The organism is Vibrio sp. THAF64, assembly GCF_009363455.1.
Taxonomy (GTDB): Bacteria; Pseudomonadota; Gammaproteobacteria; order Enterobacterales; family Vibrionaceae; genus Vibrio; species Vibrio coralliilyticus.
Genome location: NZ_CP045356.1, coordinates 864037 through 880124, shown reverse-complemented (window position 1 = coordinate 880124; position 16088 = coordinate 864037). Strand labels below are relative to the sequence as shown.

12 protein-coding genes are annotated in these 16088 nt (G+C 45.2%); 10 read left to right on the top strand and 2 right to left on the bottom strand.

All coding sequences use genetic code 11. The features are described from left to right. Nucleotides 1–315 precede the first annotated feature (315 nt). Genes FIU99_RS20455 through FIU99_RS20440 form a run of 4 tightly spaced genes read left to right on the top strand, consistent with a single transcriptional unit; the run spans nt 316 to nt 4386 of the window. Complete coding sequence (locus FIU99_RS20455) at nt 316–1266, top strand: DUF523 and DUF1722 domain-containing protein (RefSeq protein WP_006960228.1); 951 nt, start codon at nt 316–318, stop codon at nt 1264–1266. Nucleotide 1267: 1 nt separating this feature from the next. Beyond that, complete coding sequence (locus FIU99_RS20450) at nt 1268–2053, top strand: MerR family transcriptional regulator (protein ID WP_006960229.1); 786 nt, start codon at nt 1268–1270, stop codon at nt 2051–2053. 4 nt (nt 2054–2057) lie between these two features. Further along, nucleotides 2058–3473, top strand: coding sequence for a deoxyribodipyrimidine photo-lyase (gene phrB / locus FIU99_RS20445; RefSeq protein WP_006960230.1), 1416 nt, complete (start codon nt 2058–2060; stop codon nt 3471–3473). A gap of 1 nt (nt 3474) precedes the next feature. Next, nucleotides 3475–4386 (top strand): L,D-transpeptidase family protein, encoded by a 912-nt coding sequence (locus FIU99_RS20440; protein ID WP_039951882.1) that lies wholly within the window; start codon nt 3475–3477, stop codon nt 4384–4386. A gap of 63 nt (nt 4387–4449) precedes the next feature. On the opposite strand, the gene FIU99_RS20435 is transcribed toward FIU99_RS20440, so the two are convergent. Then, on the bottom strand, nt 4450–4698 hold the full coding sequence (locus FIU99_RS20435; RefSeq protein ID WP_006960232.1) for an Lpp/OprI family alanine-zipper lipoprotein: 249 nt from the start codon (nt 4696–4698) through the stop codon (nt 4450–4452). Between the two features lie 344 nt (nt 4699–5042). Here FIU99_RS20435 and FIU99_RS20430 point away from each other — a divergent pair, with 344 nt between their 5' ends. Further along, nucleotides 5043–6386, top strand: coding sequence for a DEAD/DEAH box helicase (locus FIU99_RS20430; RefSeq protein ID WP_031343167.1), 1344 nt, complete (start codon nt 5043–5045; stop codon nt 6384–6386). A gap of 292 nt (nt 6387–6678) precedes the next feature. After that, nucleotides 6679–9150, top strand: a complete 2472-nt coding sequence (locus FIU99_RS20425; protein ID WP_006960234.1) for a collagenase — start codon at nt 6679–6681, stop codon at nt 9148–9150. A 63-nt stretch (nt 9151–9213) separates the two neighbouring features. Here the strand turns inward: FIU99_RS20425 and FIU99_RS20420 are convergent, their stop codons facing one another. Further along, entirely contained in the window at nt 9214–9489 is a 276-nt protein-coding gene (locus FIU99_RS20420) for a nitrogenase-stabilizing/protective protein NifW (RefSeq protein ID WP_080555936.1), read from the bottom strand. A 245-nt stretch (nt 9490–9734) separates the two neighbouring features. Here FIU99_RS20420 and FIU99_RS20415 point away from each other — a divergent pair, with 245 nt between their 5' ends. The 4 genes from FIU99_RS20415 to FIU99_RS20400 all read left to right on the top strand — a co-directional run bounded on the left by FIU99_RS20415 (nt 9735) and on the right by FIU99_RS20400 (nt 16025). Continuing rightward, on the top strand, nt 9735–11060 hold the full coding sequence (locus FIU99_RS20415) for a sphingomyelin phosphodiesterase (protein ID WP_006960235.1): 1326 nt from the start codon (nt 9735–9737) through the stop codon (nt 11058–11060). Continuing rightward, nucleotides 11060–12004, top strand: coding sequence for a hypothetical protein (locus FIU99_RS20410; RefSeq protein ID WP_006960236.1), 945 nt, complete (start codon nt 11060–11062; stop codon nt 12002–12004). The genes FIU99_RS20415 and FIU99_RS20410 overlap by 1 nt, the downstream gene beginning before the upstream one ends. Nucleotides 12005–12159: 155 nt before the next feature. Continuing rightward, the gene (locus tag FIU99_RS20405) at nt 12160–14577 is read left to right on the top strand and encodes a M9 family metallopeptidase (protein WP_006960237.1); all 2418 of its coding nucleotides are present in this window, start codon (nt 12160–12162) and stop codon (nt 14575–14577) included. Between the two features lie 254 nt (nt 14578–14831). Further along, complete coding sequence (locus FIU99_RS20400; RefSeq protein ID WP_006960238.1) at nt 14832–16025, top strand: DUF3103 domain-containing protein; 1194 nt, start codon at nt 14832–14834, stop codon at nt 16023–16025. Nucleotides 16026–16088: the final 63 nt, after the last annotated feature.

Below are 16088 nucleotides of genomic sequence, written 5' to 3'. Positions count from 1 at the left end.
CTGATTACTAATTTTGTTGATTCTCAAAAATCTGTTGAAGCAATACTAGCTAGATATGGCAAGGCTCCATGAGAAGTACGTCACAAAAGTAATCCATTTCACTATAGATGTAAGTATTTATAACGTTTTTTGTTGAAAGGGTTAATGCAATCGATTTGGAAAAACGATTGCCTCAGAATTGAACCGAAATCGTATCAATTACGTAACACTCCATTAAATTGTACATTTTTATTTCTTGTATAACTTTGAGATGTTGTGCTAAAACTTATACAAAAGATATTTTTGTACACCTCAACAAGAATACTGGAGCACAATATGAGCAACGTAATTAAAGTCGGCATTAGTTCTTGCGTTTTAGGTGAAAAAGTTCGCTTCGACTCAGGGCACAAGATTAGTAAGTTCGTCACTAAAGAACTCGCACCTTTTTTCGAGTTTGTTCCAATTTGCCCGGAAGTTGGAATGGGGATGCCCGTGCCAAGGCCGACTATCCGTTTGGTGTCGGATCAAGAACGTATTGCTTTGGTAGAAACAAAAGATGCGTCCATAGAGCACACAGACAAGATGGTGGACTACTCCAAAAATAAAGTGGCTGAGCTGCGTGACACAGAACTGTGCGGATATATTGTGTGTGCCAAATCACCAACCTGTGGCATGGAACGGGTGAAAGTGTACAAAAAAGGTGGGGCTGACAACACAGGAGTGGGTCTTTACACCCAAGAGCTGATGAAGCAAATGCCTTGGCTACCAGTTGAAGAAGATGGCCGCTTGAACGACCCGGTTTTGAAAGAGAATTTCATTACTCGCATCTACACGCTGAGAGATTTTTACGACTCCATGGGTGGTGCTCCGACAGCCGGTAAAATTGTTGCATTTCACTCTCGCTACAAACTTACTTTGATGGCCCATCACCCTCAGTCATACAAAGAGTTAGGTCGCTTAGTCGCCAATATCAAAGAGTATGACATCGATACTTTTTATCAAGAGTACCGTGTGGGTTTGATGAATGCGGTATCGCACAGAGCAAGTCGTAAGAACAACACCAATGTGCTTATGCATGTCCAAGGATACTTCAAGCGAAACCTCGCCAAGGACCAGAAAGCGGAATTGTGTGGTGTGATTGATGAGTACCGTCAAGGTACGTTACCACTACTGGCCCCCATCACTTTACTTAAACATTATTTGGCTGCGTACCCGGATGCTTATTTATCCGAGCAGAAATATTTGCAGCCTCACCCTCAGGAAATGCGCTTGAGATATGGATTATAGAATGAAGAAATATGCAATCAGAGAAATATCAGAGCTGACGGGGGTGAAACCTGTCACTCTCCGAGCTTGGCAGCGCCGCTACAACTTGATAGAGCCTGAAAGAACAGAGAAAGGCCACCGCCTATATACACAAAAGCACATCGACTTAATCAATGACATTCAAGGTTGGTTAGCTAAAGGAGTGTCGATTGGCAAGGTGAAAGCGTTATTGGAATCAGGAGATCAGGCTGAATCCGATGTCTCTACCAATATGGCTCATTTAGATGATGTTGAACCTGTTTTAGATGCTTTGGCAAGCCTAAATAAAGGGAAAGCCGAAACTCTGATTCATTCAGTGCTCAAAGAATACCCGCTCAATGTCGTGGAAACTCAGTTTATTCAGCCTGTGGAGCAGGCATTAGGACTTGTCAGACAGAATTTGCGATCACTTCAATTTGGTTTGTTTCAAACATTGATGCTAACCAAGCTCAACGCGATTATTGAAGCAGAAAACAAAGCCGCTCGTTTAGGCAAAGCGCTCTTTATCAGCGTTCAAGGAAGTGTGGATGTGGCATCTCGCATAATGGCTCTTTCACTGGTAGAAAAAGGGTGCAAAGTGACCATCATCGATGAGGTTGAAGATTTATCTGGACTGCTTGGTCATCCATGTCTTGAAGAGTTTTCAACCTTAGCGATTTACAGCGCACGTGCGATTAATGAGTCGCAAATGGCTGCGATCCAACAACTGGAAACCATGATTTCCGGAGAGCTGATATTGCCGGAACTGTTACAACGCCTAAAGAGGTAAAGTCATGAATCTGGTGTGGCTAAGACGCGATTTAAGAATCGAAGATAACTCAGCACTAGTTAATGCTGTAGAGACTGGTGAGCCGGTTGTCTGCATTTACACTGCAACTCCTGAGACTTGGCATGAGCACGGTTTAGCGCCTATTCAGGCAGATTTGATTTACCGTCGATTGCAGGGATTAAAGCAAGACCTGGAGTCTTTACGTATTCCACTGCTTTATGAGGAAGTGGATACATATACTGAGAGCGCAAAGCGTGTCGCTGAGATTGCTACTTTGCTCAGTGCGAATCGAGTGTTGGTTAACAAGGAATACGAGGTTAATGAGCAGCGTCGAGATGCCACGCTTGAAATGTGTTTGAATGATACTGCCATTCAAGTTAAGTCCAGCGATGACAAATGCATATTTGCTCCCGGTAGCATAGTGAACAAGCAAGGTAGCTATTTCAAAGTGTTCACACCGTTTAAGAAGGCCTACCTCGCTGAACTTGGCGAGTGCTCATTTCAAGTTCGCAAACCACAAGTGGCTTGTTCGAGTAGGTTACCTGAGCACTTGAGTTCTCTACTATTCGCTGATGATGTGACCTTCAGCTACCCGCGAGAGCCGAGCGACCAATTTGCCGCGGATACCCAGTCGATAATCCAAACGCTGAGAGATTTTGATAGCCAAGACGTAGAAGGCTATGCTAGCAACCGAGATTTTCCCGCTATTGCTGGAACGAGCCAACTGTCTCCTTACTTAGCTATCGGTGCTTTATCTGTTCGTCAATGTATGGCGCGTTTGATGTTTGGCCAAGCTCCCCCTCTCAGCCAAGGTAGAGAAGTCTGGCAGAGTGAGTTGATCTGGCGTGAGTTCTATCAGCATCTGATTTATTTTGAAGCTAAGCTGAGTAAAGGAAGGTCTTTCGTTGATTGGGGGGATCGCTTGGTATGGAAGAATGAGCCACAGTATATTGAGGCGTGGAAGCAGGGTGAAACTGGTTTCCCGATAGTCGATGCTGCCATGAAGCAACTTAACCAGACAGGGTGGATGCATAATCGCCTCAGAATGATAGTCGCGAGCTTTCTGGTTAAGGACCTCCACGTTGATTGGCGGGTTGGTGAGCGGTACTTCATCAATAAACTGATTGACGGCGATTACGCGGCGAATAATGGTGGTTGGCAATGGTGTGCGTCGACAGGTTGTGACGGCCAGCCATATTTTCGAATTTTTAATCCTATTACGCAGGGTGAGCGATTTGACCCGCAAGGCGAATTTGTCCGTCAATGGTTGCCTGAATTAGCACAAGTACCTGACAAATACTTGCACCAACCCTGGAAATGGAGTGGTGTAAGAAGCTTGTCATATCCGCCGCCAATAGTTGATCATAAGGTAGAAAGAGAAGTAACCTTACGGCTCTATAAGGAAGCGAAGGACGCTTAGAATGCTGCGAAAAATACTTTCTCTCTGTTGCTGCTTTAGTACCTCACTATTCGCCGCAACCTACGAATTACCTCCAGAGGGAAGCAGCATGGTCGGGCGCACACAATACCATCAAGTGGAAAGTGGTGAGAGCCTAGCAGATATTGCAAAGCAATATGATGTTGGCTTTCTTACCTTGATGGCTGCAAACAAAGGCGTGGATCCTTTCCTACCTTCTGAAGACTTTGTTCTGACGATTCCGACGCAAATCATTCTTCCTCAAGTGCCAAGAGAAGGGATAGTCATCAATTTGGCAGAGCTGCGTCTGTATTACTTCCAGCCGGAGAAGAACTTAGTACATATTTTTCCGGTCGGTATAGGTCGAATTGGTCGCGACACTCCTGAGATGGTGACCAGCATTAGTCAAAAACGGCCAAATCCAACTTGGACACCACCCGCATCTATTCGCAAAGAATACCTTGAGAAAGGCATCGAGCTTCCGCGTGTTGTACCCGCAGGTCCGGAAAACCCACTTGGGGAATACGCGATGAGGCTGGCTTATGGCGTTGGAGATTACCTTATCCATGGTACTAACAAAGACTTTGGTATTGGGCTGCGTGTCAGCTCAGGTTGTATACGTATGAACCCTAAGGACATTGACTGGTTGTTTCCAAAAGTGAAGTTGGGTGAAAAAGTTCGAGTGATTAATGAGCCAGTAAAAATTGCACTAGAGCCGGATCGCAGTGTGTTTTTGGAAGCTCATGAACCGTTAACGCGAAGCGATGGTAGTAAGAAGGATTTGAAGATCCCTCAGGAACTGCAGTGGTGGTTGGAAGAGTTTGAACTATCGGATGCTAAAGCAAGAGCGGCGATTCTTGCGCAAAATGGTGTACCAGTGGAAGTGGTCTCCCCGAGTTATTCATACGTGAATTGAGTCTTGTTATATAAGAGAAAGGGCCTGCAGTTGCAGGCCCTTTCTTATCGAAAATTGACAGAATTACTTAGTGTAAGACTGAGCAATGTTGTCGATACGCTCGTTAGCGCGTGCTGCTTCTTCTTGAGCAGACATTGCTGCATCGCCTGATTTACGTACATCAGACTGTAGAGCCTGTACATCTTGGCTTAGCTGGCTAACTTGATTGCTTAGCTCGTCAATTTTTGCTGAAGATGCTTCGTCTGGACCAGAAGCACAGCCAGCTAGAAGAAGTACAGAAGACGCCGCAGCTGCGATCAACATTTTGTTCATAGATGAACTCCTTGCATTGTAAGTATCAAAATGACGTCCTATACATTTCTGCTCATATAGTGACGGTTCCTAAAGTGTAGACTCAAATCTAGGCTTCAAAAAGCAGAAAAAAGTCAAAAAAACCCAAGAATTTAAGCAATTATCAAATTAGTTGATATATGTCTCACTGACGAGAGCTATAAGTGTCAATGTTCTAACTATATCGAGGGATGTAAACACGGCGAAATAAGATAATTTTCTGTGATCTCTATCCAGTATGGATCTTTCACGGTATCATAGCGCGTTTTTGAAAACTTTCGTGTTTGAGCTATAACCTAGAGCAGGGCTGAGACACATCTATGAACTTGGAGAATACTTTGCACTTTAAAGATTTAGGCCTAGACAATCGCTTACTGAAAAACCTGAAGCACTTTGACTTCAAGCAAGCGACAGAGATACAGCAACAAGCCATCCCGGTGTCGATTGCTGGTAAAGATCTGTTGGCTTCTTCGAAAACTGGCTCAGGTAAAACACTGGCGTTTGTGCTACCTATGCTACACAAGTCGTTAAAGAACAAAGCATTTTCAGCGAAAGATCCTCGTGGTGTGATTTTGGCTCCGACCCGTGAACTGGCGAAGCAAGTTTACGGTGAGCTGCGTTCTATGCTGGGTGGTTTGTCTTATGACGCGACTCTAATTGTGGGTGGCGAAAACTTCAATGATCAGGTGAAAGCGCTACGTCGCTACCCGAAATTTATTGTTGCTACACCGGGTCGCTTAGCGGACCACCTTGATCACCGCTCGCTTTACCTAGACGGATTAGAGACTCTGATCCTTGATGAAGCTGACCGTATGCTGGATCTCGGTTTCGCGCCTGAGCTACGTCGCATCCACAACGCGGCTAAGCACCGTCGCCGTCAAACATTGATGTTCTCAGCAACTCTTGATCACGCAGAAGTGAATGAGATTGCTTTTGAGATGCTAGATGCTCCAAAACGTATCGCGATTGGTGTTTCTAATGAAGAGCATAAAGACATCACACAGAAATTCTATTTGTGTGACCACCTTGACCATAAAGAAGCGATCCTTGAGCGCATTCTAGAAGAAGCTGAATACAAGCAACTGATTATATTTACTGCGACTCGCGTAGATACGGAGCGCTTAACGGACAAACTCAACGAGAAGAAGCTTAAAGCAATCGCTCTGAGTGGTAACCTGAATCAGACTCAGCGTAACACCATCATGAGCCAGTTTGAGCGTGCCGTGTTCAAGATTCTAGTCACAACAGATGTCGCTTCTCGTGGTCTGGATATTGCGAACGTCACACACGTTGTGAACTTTGACATGCCTAAGCATACCGAAGAGTACGTTCACCGTGTTGGTCGAACTGGCCGTGCTGGTAATAAAGGTGACGCCGTGTCTTTGGTTGGCCCGAAAGATTGGGATAGCTTTAAGCGTGTTGAAGCTTACCTCCAGCAGGACCTAACGTTCTCTGAACTGGAAGGTTTAAAAGGTAAATTCAAAGGAATCAAACCACGTAAACCGGATTATCGTGGTAAGAAGAAAGTGGTTAAGAAAGCCAAACCACAAGCGAAGAAAACAGCGAAGAAGCCTGCTCAGCGTGATAAAGGTTTCTATCAGAATGTCGCTGTGGGTGATTCGGTCTTTATCCCGAAAAAGAAAGTCGCCCCGAAAGCCGACGACGAGTAATAAGAAAGCCACCTGTAATAGGTGGCTTTTTTGTATGCATTTAACGGAACTTGTGCCGTTAAAAAGGTTGTTAAATTAGTAGCATAAGATAGCTTTTCCACCAGAAAATATAATTGAGAGCGCATTTCTGAAACCAGCAAGATTAGAAACTGAGACCACAACATCCAGTGTTAATATTTTGCTTACTATGCGCATTTTTCTCTGTTTAGAGTGAGTAGTGATCGGGTGACCGATTGCATATGGCACTTCACCGTGAAGTGCTCCTACTTAACGACAGACAGAAGAAAAAAAGATGGAACTTAAAAAAATAACAGTGGCAGTGGCTAGTGTATTACTTAGTGCGAATGCCTACGCCATCAGCGCGCCCGTACCACAGGTTGTCGAACTCGATGCAGGACACAATCACGAACATCACCATGGTGTAGAAGATCAACACCTCGAATACGCCCCAACGAAACTCACTCCCAAAAAGCCTCAACCAACAATCAAAGCGTTTAACATGATTGCGGCTGATGAAGCAGCTGTACCATGTGACGTTGAAGCGTTCGCGACATCAAACAGCACCAGCCTGATTAATACCATCACAACTCAAGGTGCTAGCTGTGTTAATGAGCTGTTCTCTGCTGAAAGCCGTATTCAGGAGACAACGTTTGAATCTAGCAACATGTTTAACGTTGCCAAGCACACCACAACTTTAGCTAAGAATTACCAAGGTGGAGGAAGCGATGAGCTGGAAGCTTTGTTCCTCTATCTACGTGCTGGCTATTACGCGGAGTTTTACAACGATAAGGTCAGCTTCACCACTTGGGTGCGCCCAGCGGTGAAAGAGGCGGTAGATGCGTTTGTTGCCAACGGCAATTTCTACGAGAACAGTGACGCTCACGGTAAGGTGTTAGCAGAAGTGATCATCACTATGGACAGCGCCAGCCTAGAACATCATTACATCGATGTTGTCACGCAATGGCTCAACCGTTGGAACGCCGACTACGCGCAGAGCTGGTACATGCGTAATGCAGTAAATAGCGTCTTCACCGTGTTGTTTGGTGGCAGCTGGAATGATGAGTACAAGGCGAAAATCGGCGAGCAGACTGACCTAGTGAATGCGTTATCGAGTTTCGCGCTAAACCGTAACTCAATTGGTCGCGATGATGAGTTTATGACCGCAAATGCGGGCCGTGAACTGGGTCGATTAACGCGTTATCAAAACACGCCTATTGAAGCCAATGTCAAAGCTAAGGTGAAGCAGATCTTTGATCAGTATGAGATGTATGGTTTTGGTGATTCAGTGTGGCTGGGAACGGCGGATACTGCTTCATACTACTCAGATTGTACAGAGCTGGGAATATGTAACTTCAAAACAGAATTGAAGTCGTTAGTGCTGTCACAAAGCTACACCTGTGGCCCGTCGGTCCGTATTTTGTCCCAGAATATGACTCAGGTTCAACACCAAGCGGCCTGTGACAAAATGGGTTACGAGGAAGGTTATTTCCATCAGCGCTTAGAAACGGGTAACCAACCAGTGGCTGATGACTACAATACTCAATTGCAAGTGAACATCTTCGACAGCAGTAATGACTACGGCAAATACGCCGGACCGATCTTTGGCATTGATACCAACAACGGTGGAATGTACCTCGAAGGTGACCCTTCCAAACAAGGCAACGTGCCCAACTTCATTGCTTATGAAGCCTCCTACGCTAATCCTGATCATTTTGTTTGGAACCTAGAACATGAGTACGTCCACTATCTGGACGGACGATTTGATATGTATGGCGATTTTGGTCATCCAACTGAAAAGGTTGTGTGGTGGAGTGAAGGGGTAGCGGAGTATATCGCCAACGAAGACAACAATCAGAAAGCCATAGATACGATCAAAGACGGCTCAACTTATACACTGAGTGAAGTGTTTGAAACAACGTACGATGGTTTTGATGTCGACAGAATCTATCGTTGGGGTTATCTGGCAGTCCGCTTCATGTTTGAGCGTCACATGGACGACGTAAATCAGATGCTGGTGGAAACGCGTAAAGGTAACTGGTCGCAATATAAAACCATCATCAACGGCTGGTCTACGGCTTACCAAAGTGAGTTTGAACAATGGCAGCAAGAGTTGGTGAATGGTGGTTCGGAACAACAGCCACCAACAGCGGTGATATCGGTCAATAGTGAGGGACAAGTAGGTGAATCCATTTCATTCAGCAGTAAAGGTAGCTCAGACTCCGACGGTCAAATCTCGAGTTACCTCTGGGAATTCGGTGACGGCGCGACCAGTTCAGAGGCCAATCCGACGCACCAATACAGTAGTGAGGGGAGTTATTCGGTCCGCTTAACGGTCACAGATAATGATGGTCTAACGGCCAATACCAACGCATCGATCAATATTCGCAGCCAAGGTGACAACGACTCTTTGCCTACCGATTGTGCTGTTCGCCCGAAAGTCAGTGGTGGGCGATTGACGGCCGGAGAGCCAGTATGTTTGGCGTCTCAGTCGCCAATATGGCTGAGTATCGAAGGGGTTAATGAATATCAGTCGATGTCGATTACATCGGCGCATGGTACTGGTGATCTCAAACTGGAGTACAGTAACTTTGGCTGGCCAAATGATGAAGGCTCCAATCTTCATGGATGGTCTGATAATTCAGGAAATTCAGAATGTATCACTATTAATGGTCAGGCGAATTACTGGGGGTACTTGAAAGTGTCAGGAGAGTTCAGCAACGCAGCACTGGTGGTTGATTTCAATACATCAGGTTGCCGTCAATAGGTCGTGACTTCGAACAAAGCTCAGCATTCGCTGAGCTTTTTCGTTTTTAGCTTCACTGAGGGATTAACGTCGCTGACAAGTGGTGCACCCTCGACATGCGGAGCGGGAATGAGGATCCAGACGGCTACGCTGAATTTTGCAGTAGGCACTTTTCAGGCAGCGCCGCGCTGCAAACCAATCTTCAGGTTTTACCATAATTAAGTAGCCGTTAAACCGCTTCACTAGAGGCGTTCGATACTCGCTTATAAAAGCTGGTTCGTAACCGATCTCGAAATAATCTAACGCCTCCTCTATAGAGGATAATTGGGCAATTTTTCGTTGGATTTCAGCGTCGCTCATCGTCGAAAACATCTGGAGAATGTGCCGAAATTATCTCATCTCTACTGATAAAGTTATTGATCTAAATCGAATCTAGTAAGGTGTGGGCAAATGTTAAATTTTGAACAACAACTGATCAAAAAATAGACGCTTCATCACATATTTTCATTAACTTACGTGATTTTTATCTTTTCATATATTTATAACAAATATGCAACTTGTTTGCTTTAAGTTCTAGCCTTCAAACAAAAACTAAGGAACAAAACATGAATCTTAAGCAGTGGAATATCTTGTTAGCGTCTCTGATTGCGCTTCCCGTTTTAGCGGACACAGATGTATATTTGACCAACAATTCAGACCAGTCTCTGACTATTCAGGTGAGCCATGATGGTACCGATTTACTTGAATATGGGGAAGAATGGAAACAACACACAGAAACGCTTGGGCCATGGGAGACCAAGCAAGTACTCAGCTTTAATCGCTGGGAAGGGGTGAAATCGGGCAAGACATACCAATTCAACACCGTGGTTTCCAATCCTGTAGGTGAAAGCGTCGTACTAAACCAAGTGATGGAAGGTCATTGGTATAACTCTACTATTGAATATGGGGTCTCTTCCTCTGATGTTGAACTGGCTTTAAAAGATGACCGTAATGTACATCGCTTTAATACGGCTGCATTTGGTGAGCGACAAGCGGAGTTGGCGTTTAAGTCTGCGAATACCGCTCGCTATGATGACCTTTACTACACCATCACACCTGCCAAAGTCGATGAAACGGTTGAGCCAGATGAAAACACGCTTAAGTTAATGACTTACAACATTTGGGCGTTGCCTGTTATTGCGTCGCACATTGGCGATCGCTACGCACTGATCCCTGAATACGTCAAAGGTTACGATGTGTTGGCTCTGCAAGAAGTGTTTGCTAGCGGTCGAGAGGAGTTTCTACGCGAATTGGCAAAAGAGTATCCTTACCAGACCAAGATGTTAGATAAAGATGGCATCAACATTTACGACGGCGGTGTTACTATCGTCAGCCGCTACCCAATCGTCAATCAAGCCCAGTATGTATTTCCTGATTGTACCGGAACGGATTGCTTCGCAGACAAAGGCGTCAACTACGCAGAAGTAATTAAAGGTGGTAAGGCTTATCACGTGTTTGCTACGCATACAGCGTCGTTCGATACAGACACCGCTCGTGATTATCGCCAGCGTCAGTTCAAACAGATCCGTGAACTGGCGACATTACTCAATATTCCGTCAAATGAAACGGTGGTTTACAGCGGTGATTTCAATGTTAACAAGCGTAAGTTCCCGGGTGACTATCAGCAGATGATTGCAAACCTCAGCGCAATTGAACCGCAATACTCAGGCTATACGGAATCGACTTTCGATCCACGCATTAATGATTTTGCTGGCGAAGCCATGTCAGGTGGTGAAAATGTCGAATATCTTGACTACGTCATGGTGAGTGACGAGTACGCGGTGAAAGCATTCAACGATAACCGTGTAGATGTACCGCGCAGCACAGATGAACGCTTGTGGAAGCATTACAATCTATCCGACCATTTCCCTGTGTCGGCGGTGATTAAGTAATGGTTTATCGTTACCTGTTGTTGATGCTCGCCGTTGTGGCGGGCATCTTTCTCTGGCCTTCCGATGAGGTTGTTAATTCTCGGGTGATGGTTGAGAGGGAGTATGCTGACCAATCTGTCGCTGCTAACGAGAGTCTTGCTCGAACAGTGGTAGAGGGTGGAAGCCCGTCCGAAAATACGATTAGCCCCTATCAAGGCAAAGTGTTAAATCCTCTTGCGGAAGCCTCAGGAAACGCGCTGGTTGAAGCGTTGGAATCTTTTTGGCAAGAGTGCCAACAGAGTAACGATTGTGAACAGCTACTGGTTCAGCTCCAAGCTGAACTGTCGGACGCTAGGTATCAACTCCTTGCTCGTTACCCTCAATTGAAAGCCCAGTGGCAAGAGATAATGGGAGAGCTGGATCTCAATCAATACCACTCGTTAGTTGATCGAATTGCCGAAATGAAGCAGCAGGCATTGTTAATTTGGGGCGAGCTCGCAAGTGTTATGTTTGCTGAAGAATATGCGCTCTATGACTTTAGTTTGGCATCCCAGGACTTAGCCACTGATAACGCTGAGAGTTATGTTGAAAGCTATGAAGCATTGCTGAATCAATGGCAACACAATGAAGAGTCGTTGTCTTTAGATAGCGGTGCTGCACGTTATGAAAAAGGCGTGAGTCTAATACCAAGCACGTTTTCGCAGCAGCAAAAGGATCAAGCAAAAGCAAAGCTCGCCACCAAATACCTTAATGCTGAACAGTCGGCATCCATTGCTCAACGAGAGCAGCAAGTCGCGAGTCAGGAGGCACAAGTCGCAAGCTATCAAAGCCAGTTATCTGATCTCAAAGAGTCACTCGACCAGCAACGTTCAACGGCGGGGTCAGCAATGTCTGATCTTGAGTGGCAACAGTACGTTGAGCAGCAGATTAGCGACTTTCGTATTAACTTTTTTAACTATAACTAATTGTTAAATAAGTGTTTTATTTAATCGTTTGCGAAGATTTAATCTAAGAAATTATCGGAACCAGCCTCTAAATTGCTCATCAATCGGTCTTATGTGACTTATAGATCGTTGATATAACGCAGCTCCAAATCATTACAATAAGTGTGGTGTTGCGTATGAAGCACAATCAACGTTTGTTTATTCCCAAGAAAATTGCCAGCGCTTTGCTATTAGCTGGCATCAGTTTCAATGCCTTATCTGCTCAGGAGTGTGAGTATGAGTTGCTTTCGCACTCTTCTGACTGGCTGACACAGATCAAACGCGCAGATTCGTCGTGTTATCACTCATGGTTCAATGCGCCTGAAGAAGCAGCGACGGGCATCTACAGCGAAACGTCAATAAGACAAGTACAGCGTGAGTTGCTTGAAGAAGTGACGCAGTATGAGGGAGATGAGCAGCAGGCTAAGCGAATTGCCAACCTTAGTGAATTTATCAAAGCGGCGTACTTTGCGCGTTACTCAACCCAATCAAGCTATGGCTATTATTCTGAAGAGTTGAGTCGTGAGCTTGCGCAAATTTCAGCTCGATTCTTAAGTAGCCAATATGCTCAAGCGCTGGGCCGCGAACAGGTACGTGCAATGTCTGCGATGAGCATAATGGTCGATAGCGTGAAACAATTACCTACCGCAATGCCTGCCATGTTAGACCTGCTCGAAAGCTTCAACCACCAAAATAGCCAGCGGCTGCAGTATGTAGATGGATTAAACAATTTGTTCAGAGCGATGAGTGGTCACGTGGCGCGAGATTATTTTTATGCGGATCTCGCAGCTCACCCTGAGTATTTGGTGAGGCTGGAGCGGTTTGTTGATCAGAATCGCTGGGCACTGGGTACAGACGCTGAGTTTCTCATCTACAATGCGGTACGTGAATCTGGCCGGCTATTGGCGAGTAGAGATGAGAAGCTACGTAACCAGGTGATGGCGTTTATGAAACGTACGCTAGAACGTAATGCGATCGGCAGTGAAGGCGAACGTTTATGGATTGCGGCTGCGGAGATGATCTTGTTTTATGCGCCAGAGGAAGGCAAAAAACTAAAGCTTGAACAAAGTAAATCGCAACTTGAACTTAGCCTTCTTCCATACCGTTACGAATGTCAGGGTGCCGCGATCATACGTTCGCAAAACTTATCAGAGCAACAATCTGAACAGGCGTGTGACGTTCTGTCAGCGGTTGAAGCCGATTTTCATCAAGTGGTGAACTCTGGTTGGGCTCCGGTCGATGATGATCACAATGATAATGTTGAAGTGGTGGTCTGGAAGGACAATGATGCTTACGTTACCTACTCTAATTTTCTGTTCGGCAACAGCACAGACAATGGAGGGCAATATCTAGAGGGTGATCCATCCAAACCTGAAAATGTGGCTCGCTTTTTAGCTTACCGCTACGACTTCAGTGATGAACTTGCCATCCTAAACCTTGAGCATGAGTACGTTCACTATTTAGATGGCCGTTTTAACCTCTATGGTGACTTTAGTGACACTTTAAGCCGTGGTCGTATGGTCTGGTGGCTGGAAGGATTCGCAGAGTATATGCACTACCGCAAAGGTTACCAAGCGGCGGTAGATTTAATTGAACATCAGCCACTGTCTTTCAGCGAAGTCATTGAAACCACGTACGAAGATGACGTAAACCGTATCTACCGCTGGGGTTATCTCGGGGTTCGGTTTATGTTGGAAGAGCACCCTCAGCACATGGCTCGTTTATTAGAGTCTGCAAGGAGAGGAGACTATGTGACTTGGAGCGAACAAGCGAAGCGTTTGGGTGTTGAATTCAATGACGAGTTTGAATTGTGGCTAGAAGCAGTCTCATCTGCCGATTCTGACTCTCACAACGATGACGGTGAGAAAGAACAATCGCCCCAAGGCTCAGCAGAAATAGTGAGTTTTGCCGCCAACCATTCTCAGATCTTTAGCGCTAACGCCTACGAGGAGCATCTGTTTTACATCGATATCCCTGCGGAAGTGACAGAATTCTCCGTTTCGATTGAAGGTGATGGGGACGCTGATCTATATGCAAGTTACCAGAGTGTTGCGCACTACTATGAGTACCAGCTTTCGGACTTTCAGCGAGGAAGTCAAGAGTCAATCGAGATTGAACCACAGCCAAACGGGTACATTACGCCGGGTCGCTACTATTTCAGCTTAACAGCCCGCGAATCATTTGAATCTGTCAGGGTGACAAGCAAAACAGTCACTCAATCCCCTACCGTTGAGCAAGATGACCTGACGCCAAAACTGATGCCAGCGAATGAACCCCTGCGAGTAAAGGTGAATAAGACACGTTATGTGGGTATGTATGTTGAAAGACCAGCCACGGTTCGGCTTTGGATAAACGCGTTAGACGACATTCCAAGTAATGTGGACGTATTTATAGGCAAACATTCTTGGGCAACACGTGAAGACTTTGATGTAGCTAGTCAGCAAACTGGTAGCAATGAGTTTGTCCAGTTTGAGGTAGAGAAAGCAGGTTATGTTCACTTTACGTTAAGCGCCGAACAGCAAGGTGGAGAAGTCGAACTTTACGCCACTTATTAGAAAGGACAAAAGAGCACTTAAGGTGCTCTTTTAGCTAATAATATTATGAATTGCTTATTGATTGGATTATTAATTCGCACATTCTAATTTAGATAAGATTAAATATCATACAATTTGGTTAAAAAGTGATCTTGAGCTGGAAAATGGAACAAAAAGCAATCGTTTTACTTCCACTTATTGATATTGCTGATAGGTTTTTATGTGTAGGGCAAATGCTCTATATAATGATAAAAATTAAAATAAGGATCATTTTTATGAGACCAAATCTATCTATTAGCATGATGCTTGCAACGGCGGTGGTTGGCTTCCAGTCGAATGCGCAGACTGTAGACACAACAGATGCTCAATCTAAGGCTGAGGCGATTGCACAACAGAAACAGTCCATCGCTTTGCAGATCAGTGCTCGCTATGCTGATCTTGAATCCTCTATCAAGTCACAGATTAACGAAGAGCATCTATCAGCACCTCTGAACAACCTACAGTCTGCTCAGCCATATTCTGCGTTTAGTCAAAAAATGCAAAAAGCGGATCGTAGCTATCGCGCCATGAAAGGCATTAGTGAGTACAGTGATTCAATCATGGAGCTGCGTATCGCGGACGCTTCAATGGTGAAAAACTGGAAAGAGGGTGAAAGCCCACTGTTCGCGTTCGAGCCTTCAGGTGATGACTCTAACTGGCAATTTATCGAGGCGTATGATGTTTATGGCCAGGTGCATCAACTGGATGTTTATGAGATGCCAGATGTGCCTGTATTGGTTGTCGATAGTAATGGCGCAGAAGAACTACGTGCTGGTTTGATGGCCATGCAAGCAGAAATGAAGCGTTTAGGTCAGGATACGGAGCTGACAACCAATGATTCTGCACCAAAACCGGCTGCTAAGATGAGTAAAATGAGCCGCTCGGTCATGGCTGCCGATGTTGAGCCTCTTAACACCACTCAGTTGACCAAAATTCGTTTAAATGATGACCAAGAGCCTTGGATTTCTGGCAAAGCTGAAGTCTACGCCATCATTACTGGTGTCGATCCAAGTCGCGTTGAACCGGAAATTGATTTAGTTGAAATGCCTTACCTTGACTACGATGGTCAAGACTATTACCCAGGACAGACAATGGTGCTTTGGCCACGTTACCGCTGGGGCGCTGTCGACATGATCCTGATGGAGCAAGACGATGGTACTGACTACAAAGAACTGGCGAAGCTATTGGTCAAAGCCGCTGAAGAAATCCTTAAAATGATTCCGGATCCTGAAGTTCAAGGCTACGCTATCATTGCTCAGATTACCGGTAAGATAATTGACGTGATTCCAGATGGCTTACTAACCAATGATGACGACTACGTTGATGTTTATTATACCTTGATGCAGAACACAACTTATGTCGATCGTCCTGGAGCTGGTGGCAATGCTGTCGCGACCTTCAAGCCAGTAACAATTTCACCGACTGAATAATTAGCGACAACCCATCTACATTTAAGAGCGTATATTCGAAAGGATATACGCTCTTTTCGTTGT

Coding starts and splice junctions, on each gene's coding strand:
- FIU99_RS20435 (WP_006960232.1), bottom strand. CDS start 4,698: ATGAACAAAATGTTGATCGCAGCTGCGGCGTCTTCTGTACTTCTTCTA.
- phrB (WP_006960230.1), top strand. CDS start 2,058: ATGAATCTGGTGTGGCTAAGACGCGATTTAAGAATCGAAGATAACTCA.
- FIU99_RS20405 (WP_006960237.1), top strand. CDS start 12,160: ATGAAGCACAATCAACGTTTGTTTATTCCCAAGAAAATTGCCAGCGCT.
- FIU99_RS20450 (WP_006960229.1), top strand. CDS start 1,268: ATGAAGAAATATGCAATCAGAGAAATATCAGAGCTGACGGGGGTGAAA.
- FIU99_RS20415 (WP_006960235.1), top strand. CDS start 9,735: ATGAATCTTAAGCAGTGGAATATCTTGTTAGCGTCTCTGATTGCGCTT.
- FIU99_RS20410 (WP_006960236.1), top strand. CDS start 11,060: ATGGTTTATCGTTACCTGTTGTTGATGCTCGCCGTTGTGGCGGGCATC.
- FIU99_RS20400 (WP_006960238.1), top strand. CDS start 14,832: ATGAGACCAAATCTATCTATTAGCATGATGCTTGCAACGGCGGTGGTT.
- FIU99_RS20455 (WP_006960228.1), top strand. CDS start 316: ATGAGCAACGTAATTAAAGTCGGCATTAGTTCTTGCGTTTTAGGTGAA.
- FIU99_RS20440 (WP_039951882.1), top strand. CDS start 3,475: ATGCTGCGAAAAATACTTTCTCTCTGTTGCTGCTTTAGTACCTCACTA.
- FIU99_RS20420 (WP_080555936.1), bottom strand. CDS start 9,489: ATGAGCGACGCTGAAATCCAACGAAAAATTGCCCAATTATCCTCTATA.
- FIU99_RS20425 (WP_006960234.1), top strand. CDS start 6,679: ATGGAACTTAAAAAAATAACAGTGGCAGTGGCTAGTGTATTACTTAGT.